The 18,900-nt window shown below is 49.1% G+C and carries 17 protein-coding genes; 8 read left to right on the forward strand and 9 right to left on the reverse strand.

Going from position 1 to position 18,900, the window contains the following annotated elements:
* From KO492_RS04030 to KO492_RS04040, 3 genes are all read right to left on the reverse strand, one after another.
* Positions 1-533, reverse strand: a 533-nt coding sequence (locus KO492_RS04030; protein WP_252735280.1) for a 3-hydroxyacyl-CoA dehydrogenase NAD-binding domain-containing protein, incomplete at its 3' end; no start/stop codon positions are given.
* A 10-nt stretch (positions 534-543) separates the two neighbouring features.
* The gene (locus KO492_RS04035) at positions 544-1,206 is read right to left on the reverse strand and encodes a YjbF family lipoprotein (RefSeq protein WP_216043788.1); all 663 of its coding nucleotides are present in this window, start codon (positions 1,204-1,206) and stop codon (positions 544-546) included.
* Positions 1,203-3,314 (reverse strand): YjbH domain-containing protein, encoded by a 2,112-nt coding sequence (locus KO492_RS04040; RefSeq protein WP_216043789.1) that lies wholly within the window; start codon positions 3,312-3,314, stop codon positions 1,203-1,205. The genes KO492_RS04035 and KO492_RS04040 overlap by 4 nt, the downstream gene beginning before the upstream one ends.
* Positions 3,315-3,629: 315 nt before the next feature.
* On the opposite strand from KO492_RS04040, the gene KO492_RS04045 reads away from it, so the two are divergent.
* The 4 genes from KO492_RS04045 (at position 3,630) to KO492_RS04060 (ending at position 9,069) form a co-directional block, all read left to right on the forward strand.
* Complete coding sequence (locus tag KO492_RS04045; protein ID WP_216043830.1) at positions 3,630-5,726, forward strand: GumC family protein; 2,097 nt, start codon at positions 3,630-3,632, stop codon at positions 5,724-5,726.
* A gap of 107 nt (positions 5,727-5,833) precedes the next feature.
* On the forward strand, positions 5,834-7,189 hold the full coding sequence (locus KO492_RS04050) for a polysaccharide biosynthesis/export family protein (RefSeq protein WP_216043790.1): 1,356 nt from the start codon (positions 5,834-5,836) through the stop codon (positions 7,187-7,189).
* Between the two features lie 247 nt (positions 7,190-7,436).
* On the forward strand, positions 7,437-7,673 hold the full coding sequence (locus tag KO492_RS04055; protein ID WP_216043791.1) for a hypothetical protein: 237 nt from the start codon (positions 7,437-7,439) through the stop codon (positions 7,671-7,673).
* A gap of 379 nt (positions 7,674-8,052) precedes the next feature.
* Positions 8,053-9,069, forward strand: coding sequence for an NAD-dependent epimerase/dehydratase family protein (locus KO492_RS04060; protein ID WP_216043792.1), 1,017 nt, complete (start codon positions 8,053-8,055; stop codon positions 9,067-9,069).
* A 104-nt stretch (positions 9,070-9,173) separates the two neighbouring features.
* Here KO492_RS04060 and rfbA read toward each other — a convergent pair whose 3' ends face one another.
* Genes rfbA through rfbC form a run of 4 tightly spaced genes read right to left on the reverse strand, consistent with a single transcriptional unit; the run spans position 9,174 to position 12,515 of the window.
* Positions 9,174-10,064, reverse strand: a complete 891-nt coding sequence (gene rfbA / locus KO492_RS04065) for a glucose-1-phosphate thymidylyltransferase RfbA (protein WP_216043793.1) — start codon at positions 10,062-10,064, stop codon at positions 9,174-9,176.
* A complete protein-coding gene (gene rfbD / locus KO492_RS04070) occupies positions 10,061-10,906 on the reverse strand; it encodes a dTDP-4-dehydrorhamnose reductase (RefSeq protein ID WP_216043794.1) in 846 nt (281 codons plus the stop codon). Before rfbD ends, rfbA begins: the two co-directional genes overlap by 4 nt.
* Positions 10,906-11,955, reverse strand: coding sequence for a dTDP-glucose 4,6-dehydratase (gene rfbB, locus KO492_RS04075; RefSeq protein WP_216043795.1), 1,050 nt, complete (start codon positions 11,953-11,955; stop codon positions 10,906-10,908). Before rfbB ends, rfbD begins: the two co-directional genes overlap by 1 nt.
* Positions 11,952-12,515, reverse strand: coding sequence for a dTDP-4-dehydrorhamnose 3,5-epimerase (gene rfbC, locus KO492_RS04080; RefSeq protein WP_216043796.1), 564 nt, complete (start codon positions 12,513-12,515; stop codon positions 11,952-11,954). Before rfbC ends, rfbB begins: the two co-directional genes overlap by 4 nt.
* Before the next feature lie 289 nt (positions 12,516-12,804).
* On the opposite strand from rfbC, the gene KO492_RS04085 reads away from it, so the two are divergent.
* From KO492_RS04085 to KO492_RS04100, 4 genes are all read left to right on the forward strand, one after another.
* Positions 12,805-13,743 (forward strand): glycosyltransferase family 2 protein, encoded by a 939-nt coding sequence (locus tag KO492_RS04085; protein ID WP_216043797.1) that lies wholly within the window; start codon positions 12,805-12,807, stop codon positions 13,741-13,743.
* Between the two features lie 37 nt (positions 13,744-13,780).
* Entirely contained in the window at positions 13,781-15,049 is a 1,269-nt protein-coding gene (locus tag KO492_RS04090; protein ID WP_216043798.1) for a rhamnan synthesis F family protein, read from the forward strand.
* A gap of 242 nt (positions 15,050-15,291) precedes the next feature.
* On the forward strand, positions 15,292-16,440 hold the full coding sequence (locus KO492_RS04095) for a hypothetical protein (protein ID WP_216043799.1): 1,149 nt from the start codon (positions 15,292-15,294) through the stop codon (positions 16,438-16,440).
* Positions 16,441-16,636: 196 nt separating this feature from the next.
* Positions 16,637-17,290 carry a hypothetical protein gene (locus tag KO492_RS04100; RefSeq protein WP_216043800.1) on the forward strand — a complete coding sequence of 218 codons (654 nt, stop codon included), beginning with the start codon at positions 16,637-16,639 and terminating at the stop codon, positions 17,288-17,290.
* A gap of 138 nt (positions 17,291-17,428) precedes the next feature.
* Here the strand turns inward: KO492_RS04100 and KO492_RS04105 are convergent, their stop codons facing one another.
* On the reverse strand, positions 17,429-18,247 hold the full coding sequence (locus tag KO492_RS04105) for an ABC transporter permease (protein WP_252735282.1): 819 nt from the start codon (positions 18,245-18,247) through the stop codon (positions 17,429-17,431).
* On the reverse strand, positions 18,244-18,900 hold the full coding sequence (locus KO492_RS04110; RefSeq protein WP_216043801.1) for an ABC transporter ATP-binding protein: 657 nt from the start codon (positions 18,898-18,900) through the stop codon (positions 18,244-18,246). The genes KO492_RS04105 and KO492_RS04110 overlap by 4 nt, the downstream gene beginning before the upstream one ends.

Below are 18,900 nucleotides of genomic sequence, written 5' to 3' on the forward strand. Positions count from 1 at the left end.
GCCCCTTCGAGCAGCAGATCGGCAAAGACACGCGCCCGCTCGGAACGCTCGCCAACGATGATCCGGCTGGGGTGCAGGTTGTCGTAAAGCGCACGGCCCTCGCGCAGGAACTCGGGGCTGAAGATCACCTGATCCGTGTCGAACTCGTCGCGAATACGGTTGATAAAGCCCACAGGGATGGTCGATTTCACCACGATGGTCGCGGTGTCATTGCCCTCAAGCACCTTGAGGATCACCTGCTCCACGCTGGATGTGTCGAAATAGTTGGTCTGGGCATCGTAATTCGTCGGCGTCGCCACGATCACGAAATCCGCATCCTTGTAGGCTGCCGCCGCATCTGTCGTCGCCGTGAGGTTCAGCTCCTTATGGGCCAGAAACTCCTCAAGCTCGGCATCCACAATCGGAGACTTCCGCGCATTGACCAAAGCCACGCGTTCCTCGGAAATATCCACCGCCATGACCTTGTGGTTCTGCGCCAGCAAAACCGCATTCGACATCCCGACATACCCGATCCCAGCAACTGCTACTTTCATTTTTTATCTCTTATTCTACGATCAGTCGAAGTGCTAATTCGCCCGTCTCTTCATTGATCCACTGCCGCGATTGGACAATTCGTTTTGTTTTCCGCTCTACCCAAAACAAGTTCTGGAAGTTCATTCGCCCGTTTCGGCATGTTTCATAAAACAGGTCTGTGTCAGCTGTGTAACTCTCGCTTAAGGATACTGGCTCGCGGGATTGATGTGTAACCTGGCAACGAAAGGCAAGGCGTTCGACTTGGCTTGAACCACTTAAAGGCGTGATAAAATGCTCAGTGATGGAAACTTCATCATCTTTCTGCAAGGCGCTTAATGTGCCGCCTACATCTGCAGCATAGATGTCATTTCCGAAGCCACGTGTTGCAATGATCATGCCGTTTTTCATGCCTAAAGATAAGTGATCTGGAGAGATCCAGGTTTCTTCGTCCTTGGCATTGACGGTTTGGCGCACAAAGAGTGTGTAAGCATCTTTTTTGTTCTGAAGCCCTGCCACATAGGTAGGAGCGCCTGAGTTTTGTAGTGCTAAAAATGTCGCGCTAGGCTCAAGCGGGGCAGATTTGTTGAAGGTTTGCTTAAGCAAGGCGGACTGGTTTGGGTCCGAAGAACAACCTGCGAGAATAACAAGAGAAGCAACTATGGAGCCAAAGGCATGTAATGTCATATGGGTCATCTCCAGAATTTTCCCCAACGGTTTTCCAACTCATTGGTCTGAGTGCCCCTGACAACGCCATAAAGGCGATTCCGCACGTCCAGTCGTGCGCCGCCATCACGCAGTACCGGGCGAATGGTCGTGCCGTAGCCCCCTTTTGTGGCTGTTCCTGTGAGCCAATCAAGCGGGATGTTAAACCGAATGCCCTTATCGAACGAGCCTTCTCCAAAATCGTCGAAGGATACATCCGTTAGAGTGAAGAAGGCGCCAACGCTAAAGCCATTATCAAATTCTCGATCAAGCGAGAATGTCGCGCCGTAATCGCCGGCAAGGTAACGGCCTACATCCACTTGGCCTAGATATCCTTTGCCAAGGTCATAATATGCTGAGGCATGGCCGGTTACGATGTCATAGCTCTGAAAGCCGAACATCTGATCGTAATCGCGTTTCTTTGCATAGTTAATTTCGGTACCGAGAGCGAGGGGGCTATTCACGGGTTTCCAAAGAAGTTCTGTTGAAAGCCCTCCATACATGGTTTCCAGATAGCCTGCGGTTATGCGGCCAAACAGATTTCTGCCGGGACGGAAAAAATATTCTGCGGTGAGGTGTTTGATCTCAAGATCGGATTGCTTGGCGTATTCGACACTATCAGTCCGAACATGGGGGAGGGCCGAGTTGGAGGACCGAGTGCTTTCGTCAAGGTTTCCGGTGAGCGGTTGTCGGATTGCTCCCGAAAGAACAAGCCCTCGTACCGGGGTGACGGAAGCCGCCAACTGGATGCCGAAATCGGCACGAACTGGATTGTCTGGGTCGAACAAGGCTGGTTCGAGATAGGGGGTCACGCGCCAGTCGAATTTAGGGTATGTGCCCGAGATTGAGGTCGCTTGTGTCTTAGGCGCATCTTCGATTTTGGCGCGCGCAAACGTTCGCCAACTGCCATCCAGATCATATTCCAATGCCTCGAGATCAGCTCTGCGTAGGATGGTACGCGATGTCGTCACTCCGTTTGCTGTGCTTTCTATACGGAAAGTGCTGATCTCTTTGGGCAGATTATTCGCTAAAACTCTTGCTGTGCGGCCTAATGCTTGCGCTTGTGCCGGGTAGCGCCCGTTATTGATGCGAACAGTGGCAATTGCCCCTTCAATAGATATCCCTTCCAATGTGATGCCTTGATCTTTCAGGGCAGCGAAGAGGGGGCTATCTTTTGTTTGGACGCTATTTGAATCCCAAGACAATGCCGCTGTGCGCGCCGGCAATAATGCTGGAGGGGCTTCTTCTATTCCGCTTGTGAATTTAGGTTTTTGTGGATTGATTGGCAAGGTGGCCATGAAGCCCATTTCGGAGCCATGTAGGGTATAAACTGAGAATTCAGCGCCGTTCTTGAAGCCGTAAGATAGCGCTGCATTAAATGGTGTTTTATGCTTGAATTCCGTACGCTCAACTTCATTTGCATAAGCGTCAGATGAATATTCAAGGGCAACACGCAATCTATCGTTGATCTGGTATGATGCTGCAGCAAAAAAAGCCGCATCTCCTGAGAACCAGTCCCCAGTTGAGAGTTTCCCGGCCTCTTCCACAGGTTTGACCGACAAGTTACGCTCGGAAAAAGAGGCTCCCAAAGCCGAAAGAGGGTTTGAGAAACCATTGTAGGTCCCTAATCGCCCCCAGCCAAGACCGCCGCTTAGCACAAGGCGATCATCCGCGAAATGTTTGCTCGCCACGACGTACTCAGAAGAATAAATGCCTGTCCCACCGAAGTCTTGCAGACCGACAGCGACTCCTGGCAAGTAGTTGGTCTCGTCGGCTAGCAGATATTTGACGTCGAAGCTTCGATCAAAGCGATCCCCTTTTCCGTTGCCGTCAAATCCGCGTGCAATTGCATAGCGGAACGTCCCTAAAAGGCGCGGGGTGATTTGAAAGGAGAGAGCATAGAATTGAGTGTCGTTGCGAAAGCTTGAGCTGAGTTGCAATTGACCATCCGGAAACATTTCTGCGGAAGGGACATCTATATATCCGGGAGTGCCATATATTGAGACGGGGAATTGGAGTTGTACGTCTTGTGCTGCTGCAGGACTGGCCATCAAAGTCGCATATACACAGGAATGATAGAAAGTTTTCATAATGGCCATGCAATACCTTTGATCTTTTTTGGAGACATAACTTGCGGACCTTTCCATTTGAAATACTTCTTTACGTTTTTGAAAAGAAAAGGGGGAAGAGTGGGGTTTGGTTGCATCTTAAGTATTACTATATAGACAAAAGAATATTTTCTGCATAAGAAATACGCAAATACGTAGGATATTTTGTGGATATTTCGGTAGATGTTACATCTGCTCTATAATTTGTCACATAGAAATGGGAAGCGGCAGGTAAATGACGAAAACTGATGGTAACGCCTTTGTCTTTTCCGTACGTAAAGCTGAAATGCAAATCTATTGTCCGAGATGCCAGTGCCCAACGCCCTTATGACATATAATGCCCCCACGGCCGATGATGACGTTATTGATCTTGGCGCTTTGCTGAGTACATTGTGGCGCAAAAAAACTTGGATTTGCGCGAGTATCTTAACGTTTGCTGTGTTTGGTGCATTGTATGCGTTTGTTGCTGCAACGCCGAAGTATCGTGCAACATCTGTGATCGTATTGGATACTTCAGGTGAGCAGCTACTGGATCTTGGTGCGGTCTTGCCCAGTCTGGGAACGGACTCGGAGGCGATCAACACCGAAGTTGAAGTTCTTAAGAGCCGTCGCCTACTTGAGCGCGTTGTGACTTCGGCCAACCTGTTAGAAGACCCGGAATTTAATCCCTCCTTGTTGCCACCTGGCCTGAAAAGCAAGATCAAGAGCGCTCTATCAGGACAACCGCTTGAGACACCAACTCCGGCAGAGCAATTAACTTCTGCAATCAACGGTATGCTTGACCGTATGTTCGTGCGAAACGTCCCTAACACCTATGTGTTGCAGGTGACCGTGGAGACGGAAGACCCAAATAAATCTGTGATGCTCGCCGATACGATGGCAGAGCAATATATTCTCTATCAGATGGATGTGAAGTTCGAAGCTACCAAAGACGCGTCTGAATGGCTTACGTCTCGGGTTGCGGACCTGAAAGCTGATCTTGAACAAGCGGAATCTCGGGTTTCAGAGTTTTCCACCAATTCAGAAGTTGTGAGCATTGAAACTGTTCAAGCCCTTGAACGGCAATTGAAAGAGCAGCGCGACCGCTTGCTCACCATGCGCTTGGCGCTGGAGAATGACAAAGCTCATTTGGAACGCTTGACCACTGCAGCGCATGAGGCTGCCGACGCAAAACTCGAAGCTGCAGGTGATCCCCGATTGACAACGGTCTACCGGGAGAATGGTGAAGCGGAAGCTTTTGATATGCGTTATGCGCAGTTGCTCACGCAGGCCTCTATTCAAGTGCAGCGCACGCAGGCACAAGTCCAGTCTCTTGAGGCCAGCATTAAAACACGAGAAGCGGATATTGCGCGGCAAAGCGATGAGCTCATCCAGCTTCAACAGCTCACGCGCGAGGCAGAAGCTAGCCGTTTGCTATATGAGTATTTTCTGAGCCGTCTGAAGGAAACGTCGGCCCAAGAGGGTATTCAGCAGGCGGACAGCCGTATCCTCTCCAATGCTGTTTTGCCTGAAGGACCTTCCGAACCGCGCAAGTCGCTTATTCTTGCTATGTCGATCATTCTAGGTGCCATGGTTGGCTGTGGTTTGGCGCTGATCTGGGAAATGCGCCAAAATGGATACAGACTGGCATCTGATCTTGAGGCGGAAACAGGCCTGCCTGTCATGGGGCAAATACCATTGCTGCCAACGAGCAATCGCCGAGAGGGTTTGGAATATCTTGTCGAAAAACCTGCCTCAGCTGCTGCAGAAGCTATCCGCAATTTGCGTACCTCGGTTTTGCTCTCTGGGCTGGATGAAACACCCAAAGTGATTATGTTGACTTCATCTCTTCCGGGTGAAGGTAAAACGACTGTGTCGTTCGCTTTGGCGCAAAACCTTGTTGGCCTCGGGAAAAAAGTCCTTTTGGTTGAGGGTGACATCCGACGCTTGGTGTTTGCCCAGTATCTGGACGTGAAAGATGCCAAGGGTCTGATGTCTGTGTTGTCTGGCGACATTTCTCTTGAAGAGGCTGTAATTCACGACCCTATTCTGGGGGCTGACATTTTGGCTAGCGAGCCCAGCAATGTGAATGCTGCTGATATTGTGTCTTCTCGGCGTTTTGCTGACTTCATTCAAGCCGCCCGCGATGCCTACGATATGGTCATAATCGATACGCCTCCTGTTCTGGTCGTGTCGGATGCGCGTGTGATTGCGCAGCACGCCGATGTCGTCCTCTTTACTGTGTTGTGGGATCGCACGTCGAAAACTCAGGTTCGTGATGCATTGCATATGTTTGAAACTGTCGGTGTTAAAGTAAGCGGGCTTGTGCTCAATCAAATCGATCCGAAGGGTATGAAGCAATATGGTTACGGTGAAGCTTATGGGGCTTATGGAAGCTATGGTGCCAAATATTATACCGAATAGCCGGTTGTTTTGACTGGATGGGTGCTTCCAGCCGAAGACTACATGGCTACGATGCCGATTCTTAGATATGACGAAATGAACACCGTGTTGCAAAAGGACTGTTTGCGTTGCGTATAGCCATTGCCTTTATTACGAGCCTTGCCCTTACGGGCTGTGGTGCCGTCTACCATAGCCAAAAGGTCGTTTCCGGCTCTACCGATGAGGCGAAAGTTAGGGTCATCGATGTCACGCCTCAATCCGTGCTGGTTGCCAATAGATCGAGCTATGATCCCAAGGACATTCCTGCTGTGTTCAAAACCACTGCAGGGTATGGTGGCGGGCTGCGTGGCACAGGCGCGATCCCTGAACCGGCCTATACGGCCCAAACTCGGCCTAATGCGTTAGAAACACGCTTGCCGCCCGCCGTGACACCTGAGCCTTATAAAATCGGCGTTGGCGATGTGGTTTTGCTTGCGACCCCGACCGGATCATCTGTCGAGGAACTGTCAGGCTTGCTTGCGGCTCAAAACAGTCGCCAGGGTTATACGGTGCAAGATGATGGCAGTATCGCCATTCCGGATGTCGGGCGTGTAGCTATTGCGGGGTTAACGCTGGAAGAAGCGGAGGCCACACTTTTCCAAAGTTTGGTGTCGGCACAAATCGATCCGACCTTCAGTTTGGAAGTCTCCGAGTTCAACTCGAAGAAAGTGTCTGTCGGCGGCGCGGTTTCTCAGCCAGGCGTGATCCCTGTGACCCTGACCCCGCTGTATCTGGATGAGGCTTTGGCACAAGCTGGCGGAACAACTGCGGCGAATATGGATTATACCTCTGTGCGTCTCTATCGGGATGGGACAATTTATCAGGTGCCGCTTGAAACTTTGTACTCGAACAGCAGCATTCAGAAAATTCCGCTGTTGCCCGGTGATAGTGTTTTCGTTGACGATACCTATCAGCTGGATCAGGCGTCGGCGTATTTTGAGCAGCAGATTCAGCTGGCCGAGTATCGCCAAGATGCGCGCACCGCAGCGCTGTCGCAACTGCAAGCAGAAGTTAATTTGCGCCGCAACCAATTGGCAGAAGCGCGCAGTAACTATCAAGCTCAAGTTCAGTTTGATGCTGTTGATCGTGATTATGTCTACCTTACGGGTGAGGTGAACCAACAAGGACGTTTCCCTCTGCCTCTTGGGCGGCAAGCCAGCTTGGCAGATGCACTTTATGAAGGCGGTGGTGGGCTTGCGGTCAAAACAGCAGACCCTCGTCATATTTATGTGCTGCGTGGCTCTGATGATCCGATGGAGTTCGACTCTCTGACTGCATGGCAGTTGAATACAAAGAATGCAGCGGCTTTGACCTTGGCTACGCGTTTTGAGTTGCGGCCGAATGATATTATTTTCATTGCAGAGCAGCCGATTACCAAATGGAATCGCGTGATCAACCAAATTACACCCTCGCTCATTACGTCAGGGGTTTCGGCGATCAACTAATATTGCTCCGAATAGCGTTATTACCAGTACTGCGTAAAAATGGCGCAGTACTGGTAAAATAAAACGAAAGTAGGGGAGGGTTAATTTTTTTCATGTATTTGCGCCGTGAATCGCGTATTTTGATTTTAAATCCGAAACAACGTCTCTTCTTCAAGGGATGTAACCTTACTGATTGTGAGAGCCGCTATGTCTAAATTTGTATTCCTTCTAATCGTTGCTGCTAGTTTCGCTGCCACAAACGGCGCATATGCTCAAACTACTGGTGGTGCCGCTGCTAGTACGGCAGGCGGCACTACTACCGCTACCACTACGACGACCGCCGCTGCAGGTAGTGCAGGGGCTGGCGCGGGTGCGGCTGGTGCCGCCGCTGGTGGTGTTGGCGCAGCAGCGGCTACCGCTGGTTTGGCCCTTCCGGGAATTGGGGCAATTGGCTTATCGACTGTTGGCCTCGGTCTCGGCGTGGCGGGTGTCGCTGGGGCTGTAGCTGTTGCGAGCAGTGGAGGCGGCTCGACGACTACCACGACCACCACGACCACCAGCACGACCTCTACGAACTAAGTCTATATTCTCAAACGTGTTTGAATATGTGATTGGAGGCACCCCATACGGGGTGCTTCTTTTTTGTCTGTAATTTCGGGGACAAACTTCGCATCACTTATCCGGAGAAGAAAATTTAGCAGGATTGCGCGGAGAAGCCGAGTATCCTCGGCTAAAGCAGGGCCTTGGGTTCCAGAACACTGGAAACCAAGGCCCAGGCCGCGTAACTATTGACAATAATACTCCCAAAAACCGACGTGGTTCAGTTTTGCAGGTTATGTATGGACGGATTTCGGGGAGGGCGATAGCTACAAAGATTAGGGCTCATGGTTAAGGTGGATCTATTGGTGAAATATCCTCCCAAAATAACAATAATTGGTGGCGCTGGCTTTGTGGGTACCAACTTTTGTCAAATTTTATATGATCGAAATATTCCTTTTGAAATCATTGATTTAAAAAGGAGCTGGCGTTTTCCCGAGAAATCTAAGATCGCGGATGTACGAAATATCAATAGTATGAGGAACGCCATTACAGGTGACGTTGTCGTCAATCTGGCTGCCGTTCATCGTGATGATATACGTGATAAGCTTGAATATCATCGGACCAATGTCGGAGGTGCAGAAAACGTCGCGAAGGTGTGTTCCGAGAAAGGTATAAAAAAAATAGTGTTTACGAGTTCTGTAGCGGTTTATGGGTTCGCGGAGCCAGGAACTGGCGAAAATGGAGCTATTCGACCATTTAATGACTATGGAAAAACCAAGTTTGAAGCGGAAGAAAAGTTCCGTGAATGGCAGATCTCATCAGACAACAATCTGATCATTGTGAGGCCGACTGTCATTTTTGGTGAGGGCAATAGAGGGAATGTTTATAATCTTTTCAAACAGATAGCTTCTGGTAGATTTATTATGATCGGCCCAGGGACAAATCGAAAATCCATGGCATACATTGGGAATGTCGCCGCTTTTCTAGAAAAGTGTATTGAGTCCGACCAAAAATACGCTGTTTATAACTACGTTGATACGCCCGATCTGGATATGAACACGCTTGTTCGTCAAGTGCGCAACATATTGAAAGACCGTGATAACGTCGGATGGCGGCTACCACTATGGGTGGGCTTAATGCTTGGGCGCGCAGCAGACGGTTTCACCCTGATGACTGGGAAAAATTTACCCATAAGTGCTATTCGAGTGAAAAAGTTTTGTGCCTCAACAGTTTTTTCCTCGGCAAAAGAGCAGATTGAGAGCTTTTCCCCCCCGTTTTCACTTCAAGAAGGCATCGTACGAACACTCAGAAGCGAGTTCCTTTCACCTTCCTCAGAGCGAGAGATATTCTATACCGAATAATGGGTAAATTTGCTCTCCCGTTCGGTCTTGAGCAAGCAAGAAGGCGAGTATGTATGTTCGCCTGAGATTTCATTAGAGCACTAAGAAGGTAGGGTATGAGGATGTTAAGCCTTCTCGACTTTCTCTTTGATCACACTCCGCAAATACTTCCCATATTCGGTCTTCCTGAGCATCTCGGCGTGTCGATGCATTTTGTCGTCGTCAATCCAGCCTTGGTCATAGGCGATCTCTTCAGGGCATCCCGATTGCATGCCTTGACGTGTCGAAAGGGTGCGTACGAAGTTCCCGGCATCCAGCAGCGAACCATGCGTGCCGGTGTCGAGCCAAGCGTAGCCTCGCCCCATACGTTCGACCGAGAGCGAGCCATCCGTCAGATAGCTTTCCAAAAGCGTCACGATTTCCAATTCACCTCGAGGCGAAGGCTTCACCTCTTTAGCCCGTCGTGGCGCATCTCCGTCGAGGAAATAGAGCCCTGTGACAGCGTAGTTTGACGGGGGGACTTCGGGCTTCTCAATGATCTCTTCAACGGTGCCATCTGCATCGAACTTCACCACACCGTAACGCTCGGGATCGGCCACATGATAGCCGAATACCGTACCTCCGACGTCCTTAGCATCAGCCGCAGACAGCATTTCCGGTAGACCGTGGCCAAAGAAAATATTGTCCCCAAGCACCATCGCAGACGGCGCCCCATCGAGGAAGTCTTCGGCGAGAATGTAGGCCTGCGCTAGACCGTCTGGGGAGGGCTGAGTGATATAGGTAAGCGATACGCCCCATTGGCTGCCATCCCCCAGGAGCCGTTTGAATTGCTCCTGATCCTGCGACGTCGTAATCATGGCAATTTCGCGAATGCCTGTGAGCATCAATACCGTAAGCGGATAGTAGATCATCGGCTTGTCATAGACGGGCATGAGCTGCTTGGAGACGGCCATGGTAAGCGGGTAAAGCCGCGTGCCAGAGCCGCCGGCAAGAATGATACCTTTGCGCTCGGTCATGTGTTGTCCAATTCGTTTAAAACCTCGGCCAATCCGGCTTTCCATTGAGGGCGTTTAAGGCCAAATGCCGCTTCTGTTGTGCTGCAATCCAGACGGCTATTAGAAGGACGTGCGGCTGGTGTCGGATAGGCTGATGTTGGAATGCCCTCAACAACCATTTCTTTACCCACCTGCGCAAATATCTCGCGAGCGAAATCGGCCCAACTCACATTCGGTGCGCCGGAGAAATGATAGGTTCCAGCCTTATTCGGGTCTTTTTCAAGCTGTTTCGTGATCTCGACACAGGCTTTCGCAATATCCCTTGCTGGCGTCGGACCACCGATCTGATCGGCCACAACCGTGAGCTTGTCGCGTGTCTCGGACAGGCGCAGCATGGTCTTCACGAAATTGCTGCCATGAGCAGAAAACACCCAAGAGGTGCGCAGGTTTACATAAGCTCCGCCCGCCGCCGCAACACCTTCTTCACCAATCAACTTGGTGCGTCCATAAGCACCCAGAGGTCCGGTCGGATGGTCTGGAGCAAAAGGTGCCTCCCCAGACCCATCGAACACGTAATCAGTCGAAATATTTACAAAAGGAATGCCCAGTTCAGCACAGGCCCGCGCCATCTGTGTTGGCGCCTCTCCATTGACCAAGGAGGCGATGCCTTCTTCGTCCTCAGCCTTATCAACCGCCGTATAAGCGGCCGCATTGATTACAGCACTGGGGCGCGCATCCATGATCGCTGCGAGACAAGCCGAGGGGGTCGTCAGATCGATCCTATCCCGGCCTAAAAACTGCGCCTCTGGCAGGATGCGCTGTAATTCCGTGGCCACTTGGCCGGTTGCGCCGAAGACTAACATTACGCCTTCACCCCCAACCGTTCACCAACCCCGTGCCGTTCTTGCAGAGGCCGCCACCAAGATTCATTGTCGAGATACCAGTCCACGGTCTGCGCCAGCCCCTCTTCGACCGTCACAGAAGGCCGCCAGCCAAGTTCCTCGCGGATACGCGTGGGGTCGATGGCATAGCGCGCATCGTGGCCTGGACGATCAGTGACGAAGGTGATTTGATCCGCGTAGCTTCCGTTGGATTTAGGTCGTTTTTTGTCCAGAATGGCACAGAGTGTCTGGACCAGTTCGAGATTGGTGCGCTCGTTTTCGCCGCCGATGTTGTAGCTGCGTCCGATGGAACCCTTTTCCGCTACTAGCAAAAGCGCGTCTGCGTGGTCTTCGACATAAAGCCAGTCGCGGATGTTCGAACCATCGCCATAGATCGGCAGAGGCTTGCCCGCCAGCGCATTGAGGATGATCACAGGGATCAGTTTCTCGGGGAAATGGAAAGGACCATAGTTGTTCGAGCAATTGGTCAGCACTACCGGCAATCCGTAGGTCTCGTGCCATGCGCGGACCAGATGGTCGGAGCTGGCTTTTGAGGCCGAATACGGGGAGCGCGGGTCATACGGCGTGTCTTCGGTGAATTGCACGCTTGGATCATTGGGCAGAGAGCCGAACACTTCATCGGTGGAAATATGATGAAAGCGGAAACTCTCCGGCTTGCCGCTCTCCATCCAGTATTTGCGCGCCGCCTCCAGCATGTTGAACGTGCCGGTGATATTGGTCTCGATGAAATCTCCCGGCCCGTCGATCGAGCGATCCACATGGCTTTCGGCCGCCAGATGCATCACCGCATCGGGTTTGTGTTTCGCAAAAACAGTGTCCAATCCAGCACGATCCCGAATATCGACCTGTTCGAACGCATAGAGCGGGCTATCGGACACAGAAGCCACATTGTCGAGACAAGCCGCATAGGTCAGCGCATCGACATTCACCACCTCATGCCCGCGCGAGACCGCAAGCCGCACCACAGCAGAGCCGATAAACCCTGCGCCCCCCGTCACCAAAAGCTTCATAGCGCGTCCTTTGTGAAAGGCGTTTCAAACTCCGCAAAGTTTTGCGCCTTTTCGTCTTTCTCTGAGATCACAGGTGTGATCCCGTCTAAGGGCCAGTCAATCCCGCAACTGTCCCATTTCACCGATCCATCGCATTCGGGCGCGTAATGATCCGTGCATTTGTAAACAATTTCACTGTCAGGTTCGAGCGTCATGAACCCGTGCAGGAAACCTGCCGGGATCCAGAGCTGTTTACCATTCTCAAAGGACAGCTCTTCCCCGACCCACTGGCCATAGGTATCGGACCCTGCACGCACATCCACCGCAACATCAAAAATCCGCCCGCGACCACAGCGCACCAGCTTGCCTTGGGCATGAGGCGGGCTTTGGAAATGCAATCCACGCACAGTCCCGACCTCACGCGACAGGGAATGATTGTCCTGCACAAACTCAGGCAGGACAAGACCTTCCGCTTCAAGTTTCGATTTATTCCAGCTTTCAGAGAAAAAACCGCGGTGGTCTCCGAACCGGGGAGGCGTGATGAGATAAACGCCAGAGAGGGATGTGGATGAAATTTTCATAACCTAGCCTGCTCATTAAGGGACATCGAATATGCTAAAATGTGCTGTCTATCTATTGCGCACTAACAAAAATCTTTGGACCGGACAATGGATTTTTAAGAAGCCTGTCTGCTTCAAGGAAACGGGATTAATGGACTATACAGAACAAAATCTCACCAAACAAACTGAGAAAGGATAATTTTTCCTCAGTCATGAATTCGGGGCGGCTATCCAGCTTGCCCGACTTGCTGATCCCTTTGCAAAAGACTAAACGCACAGAGGAATGCACCCGAATAGGAAGAGTATCGGGATGAGTGATAGTGATCGTATCCTAATACTATTGGCAACGTTTAATGGCGGCAAGTTTCTCGAAGAACAATTGAACAGCTTCTTGTCGCAGAGCGATTCCAAATGGGATTTATTAGTCTCGGATGATGGCTCAACGGATAGCACTTTAAAGATCTTGGAAGGCTTTAAAGAGAAAACAAAGGGCTATCATACTGTTCAGATTTTACGAGGTCCTCAGGCTGGCCATGCTCGGAATTTCCTCTCCTTGATTGCAAGGGTGCCTGAGGCCACGTCATTTATTGCCTTTTCAGATCAGGATGATGTTTGGCTGCCACAAAAATTATCTCGGGCTCGAGCCAAAATCGAAGCCGCAATGAGGGGTAGTGCGCCGATTTTATATGCCGCCAGCAGCTATATTTACGACGAAGCACGGAATATAAAAAAGAGGTCCCCTACTTTTCGTCGTGCCCCAAGCTTTGGTAACGCTCTCGTTCAGTCTATCGGCGGCGGCAACACAATGATGCTGAACGCGCCCGCTATAAAATTATTAAAGGCTGCCGCACAGGAAGCTGACGCCATCGTTGTCCATGACTGGTGGATTTACCAGATTATATCAGGGTGCGGTGGCGTTGTTATTCGCGACCCAGAGCCCATGATCTACTATCGTCAGCATGAGGGCAATTCCATCGGGGCAAATCGGTCCCTTCAGAGTAAACTTGAACGCATCCGCCAAGTCTCTGAGCGGCGATATGCTGGTTGGAACGAAATAAATATTTCAACATTGCAAGCATCGCATCAAAGGTTAACGCCTGAAGCACAAAATATATTGAGCCATTTTTCCAAGGCACGACATGGTGGACCGTTGAGCAGACTTCTCGCCCTCTATCGATCCGGCGTGTATCGCCAAACTATCTTAGAAACCGTCGCCCTTTATCTTGCCTGCTCAGTACGCAGGCTTTAAGCAAGGTGCCAACCTGTGAACCCTTATTGAGTGACCAATGATCAAGCGCATTATAAGCTACTTTCATACCTTGACACTTTACCCTGCCGCGCGAGCAATCGTGACGTTTCAGTCCGAGCGCCAACGCTGGAGAACCATAGGGAAAAAGCCGAGTGTGCATTTCGAAGCCCCCTATGCGGGCCAGCGCATTATGTTGCTTGCTCTCTATGAAAAAGGTGAGTTACGCCCTGATGTTGTTCGCCTTATTGAAGCGGCTCGAGCCGAAGGCCTCTATGTTCTTGCTGTTAATACCCTTAAGCTCCGCAATCCTGCAGAATATAAGGAGTTGATTGACTGCTACATTGAGCGTCCTAATTTTGGGCGTGATTTTGGGAGCTACAAGACTGGTTTTCTCCATGTTTTTAATAATAAATGGCATGAAACTTGCCCGCGCCTTTTGATGATCAATGATAGCATCTTCTTTTCTGCAGAGCGGATGCCGAAATTTCTGAACGACATGATGACGTCTGAGACCGAAGTGCTCGGCGCGACAGAAAACTACGAGATTGAGTATCATCTGGGATCATTCTGTATCGCTATGTCCCAGTCAATTCTGAGTGCCGAGAAGTTTCAAAAGTACTGGCGAAACTATCGTCTTACAGACGTGCGCCCACGCGTAATAAAACGCGGCGAGATGAAACTGTCGAAGACGCTGAAAAGATGTCTTTCTGCGCCGGATGAAATGGATGCCCTTTACGGTTCTGTGCGCTTCCATGATGAAGCAAAAAAGGACTTCTCGCTTCTGAAGTTTTCCATAGAAAATGCACGGAACTGCAATGAGACACCGGCGCGGCGCTTAAATTTAAAGTCAATACTCGGACATCTCGAAGGGAGTTTGCTCCACAGCGTTTATCCGACTCAAGATATTGAAATGAAGATAGAAAGCAGTTTGGCTGAAGCTAATGCTATGGCGTTTGTTTCAAAAGTTGAGGATATTCAAAAGGTTATTCAAGAGAGGCTTGCGGATTTCTCCCAGATAGACGAGGAAAAATTCAACCAAGCCTTACATGCTGTCGCCGTTGAACTGTTCATGCGACACAGTCAGATTCACCAGAATGCTACCACATTAATTCATATGGGGCTGCCGATTATCAAGCTCGACCTTATCTATCGTGGCATGGCAGATATTTCTGACGTGAACAATATTACGAAGCTGCTAGATCAGAGAGAATCTAAAGAGTTGGCTAAAATCCTTCTTGCTCGTCCGTATGGTGAGCATGTTTTGTTTGGTTGGCGCAAAGCAGCGTTTATGAGTGGGTTGATTTGATTTTCTGAAGTGGTTCACTTTTAAGCTATGTTTGCGATTCATCCAGGATATAATCGGGTTGGTTCGAGGGCTATAATGACAACCATTCAAACTCCAAGTTAAAAAATCACACTCGCTTCGCGGGTTCATCTCTGCCTACAGTGTTCTCGCTCGCATGTATGCTTAAGCGGGAGCACGTTCAAAACTGAAACAATATCCAAACTAAATGGGTTTGGAGTTACGAGGATACTAAGGTTTAAAAGATGAAAACCATATATCTCCATATTGGCATGCATAAAACGGGATCAACCGCGATCCAATCAGCTTTCAACGGCTTTGATAATGGTTACACCAAATACGCCAATTTGGGATATGAAAATCATTCAATCCCCTTTTTTACGGCTTACTCAGGACAGCATCAACATTATCACATTTGGAAAACGAACAATCTGACAGCGGAACAAATTGAGCGCAAAAGAATAGAATGCCTCAGAACAATCGAGAGAGAACTGTCTTCTAAAGAGCAAAAAGATATTATTATATCTGGAGAAGATATATCCATTTTACCTCCTTCGGCAGTGGAGAAACTTAATAAAAAGTTTGGATCTGAAGTTAATATTCAAGTCATTGTGTATGTCAGAGATCCAGTGTCCTTTATCCAAAGCAACTTTCAAGAAAATATTAAAAGCGGCATTAAAACAAGTAAGCCACTGCCGCCTCAATACAGGTTTAGAATTCAAAAGTTTATAGAAGTTTTTGGACGAGAGAACGTCACGGTTAAGAAATTCGAACGTGCAGAGCTATTTGAACACGATATAGTCCAGGATTTTGCAAAGCTTGTTGGCGTCCGTCCGCCTCAATACGGGAGGGACTCCAATGAAACATTATCAACGGAAGCAATTAAGGTTTTATATCTTCTAAATCAATTGGTCTCACCTTTTGATAAAAGTCGTAATTTAGTGCGAACACGCCAACATATGGTTAATCATGTTCGAGAAACTTTTCCTGGGAAATTTGATCTGCCCGCCCCTCTTGTGTCTAGTTGTATAGATTTTGCAGATGTTGATTGGCTGTATTCAGAAACAGGCATTGATTTCAGAATGTCCATAACTTCTGTTGCACCATTCTCGGTGAAAGAGCTGGATGCTTATCTGAGTACACTAGCCCCAGATACTATTGCCAAAATAGGCGACTATCTTAAACGTGAATGTGGCCTTGCTTTCGTTCCTCAAGACACAAAGTTTTTGCTAGCCCGATATTTCATGTCCTTCGTAGATTTATGCTCCAAGACTTCAATCATGTTCGATTCCGATTTGTATCTAAAATTAAACCCCGACGTGAAAGCTGCCGGTGTAAATCCTTATAAGCACTACCTTTTACATGGAATCAAAGAAGGTCGGCGTATTAAATAAAAAAGTTAACCTGGACCTGTCAGGCTCAGATGCCGCTTCTTTGATCGCAGCTACGGCAACAAAGGAGACTGACTATCATTGAAACCTCTAAGTTGATTAGGGTATCCTAGAATATAGCTCGTCTCAATAAATACAAGATCAGAATAAAAACGTGGCCGGCTCAATTGACGCTTAGAAACATACGAAGGTAATTAGTATGGACCTTAACCAGCTTGAAAACGATGGCGTCGTCATCTGCGGAGACGACAATAATCCTATAAAACGGACTACACTGATTATTGGGGTGCCTCGATCTGGCACTACTATGCCAGCCACGGCTCTATACCACCTTGGTATATTCATGGGTGACGGCGTTCGTAAAGATGTCTTTGAAGATACACGACTAGCTGCCGCGCTTGAGAAACAAAAAGAGAAATTATCAGATGTAATAGACGATTATAACCATCGTTTTGATGTATGGGGATTTAAGCGCCCTCTTGCTTGGAACCTTCTTGAGAAAAACATTGATAAATTTAGAAATCCAAGATTTGTTGTTATGTTTCGAGATCCTCTTGCGGTTGCGAAGAGAAACAACGTATCAATGGATTTTCCAGTCCGAGATCAACTTTTAAAAGCAACTGATAGGCTTAGAAGTTTGGTTGATTTTTCACTGCGAATTGATGCGCCTGTGATGCTGGTGAGCTACGAAAAGGCTATTGGAATGCCTGAAAATTTTGTAAAATATCTAGCAAAATTTTCAGGGGCAAAGGCAACACAGAAGGAAATTGAAAGTACCCTTTCAAAAATTCGCAATGGACCTGAGAGCTACCTTAAATCTTCGCAGACTAAGTTCCCTCGCAATCATTTTTGAAAGATTGAAGTGGTCCGGGAATTCCCACATTTTTAATGGTGCTCAGCCGTAGACTTAAGTCGGCTGTTTCCATAGGTTCGGTTCTGCTCGCATGGATTTCGTCGGGGGCAGGTCTCCCTGACTGAGGGGACATTTTGGTCAGTTCTCTAGCAAGTTCTGATGGTTCCGCCACAAAAGCAGTAAGCCCAGAGCCATAAGAGCCAGAGCAACTGTCGCCGGAAAGGCAAAGGAGAGATATTCTCCAGTGTAGCTAGGAGCATACATTCCTTTTCGCAGGAAGCCGGTAACGTGCATAAGAGGGTTCCACCAAAGAATATCCTGAGCAATTTCCGGCATCATTTCAAAGGGGATAAACATGCCGGATATAAAGATCAGGGGGCGAGTGAGTATTTGCCAGACCCGCTCCCACACCGGAAAACTCATCATCACATAGCAGTTAAAGCAGCCAACACCAAAACCGAGCAATGTCCCTAGAAGATAACTGAGGGCGACAAAGCGGAAGTCAGGGCTGATTTTCAAGTCGAGAATGATGATCATTCCGAAAAAAACTATATAGCCAACCAGCGTGTGGGTAAGGAAATGCAATAGCGCTCGCGCGAGCAGTGCGTCCATAAACGTTACAGCAGGATATTTTAGCAGCGGCCGTGAGTGGTTTAGAGAAGTAGCTGTCTTATTAGCGATGTCGTGGAACAGCATAAATGGCAGATACCCCGTGGCATAAAAGAGCGGAAAGCTATCTCCTAATGCTGGGGATCTCGAGATAAGCGAGAAAATCGTAGAAAGTACGGTTAGCGCCATGACCGGCTCGAGCACCGCCCAGGCATAGCCGCCGGGAGATTTTCCATATGAGGTCGACATCTCACGCATAAGCAAAGCAAAAATGGTCCGACCCGTCCTGAATTTCCGAGCACGCATTCCGTCTTGTTCAAGCGTTTCAATGGTATTCGGATCGCTCATTTCTTCATATTTTCCATGTGATGCGCAATGCCGTCTTCCACGTTGTCATACATAGTCAAAGTGCCGTTTTCCAGAACAGCCGCCTTGCTGCATAAATCACGAATAATATTCGTGGAATGTGACGCAACGATTGCTCCTGAGGCTCCGATACGTTGATGAAAAACTTTGGATGCTTTGTCTTTGAACCTCTGGTCACCCACACTTGTAACTTCGTCTACGAGATAAGTGTCAAAACGAATGCCCATAGAAATTCCGAAAGCAAGCCGTGATCGCATTCCTGATGAATAAGTGCGAAACGGATAATGGAAATTCGGGCCTAATTCGGCAAAATCCTCAACGAAGTCGCTCAACATATCTGTATCCACACCATAAACCCGCGCAATAAAGCGCGTGTTCTGCGCACCGGTCAGTTCTCCGTGAAAAGATCCTGCGAAACCAACGGGCCAAGAAATCGTACCATCACTCCAGATACGACCGCGTGTGGGCTTTTGGCTGCCCGCAATCAGATTCATCAAAGTAGATTTACCCGCGCCATTACGGCCAAGAATAGCAACGGCTACCCCTGTCGGGAACACAGCGTTGATGCCCTTGGCGACAGCCTTTTTCTTCCCTTGAGTGCGGAAAGTTTTCCAGACATTTTCGCAGACAATCAT

The sequence above is a fragment of the Celeribacter halophilus genome, from assembly GCF_018860305.1.
Classification (GTDB): domain Bacteria; phylum Pseudomonadota; class Alphaproteobacteria; order Rhodobacterales; family Rhodobacteraceae; genus Celeribacter; species Celeribacter halophilus_A.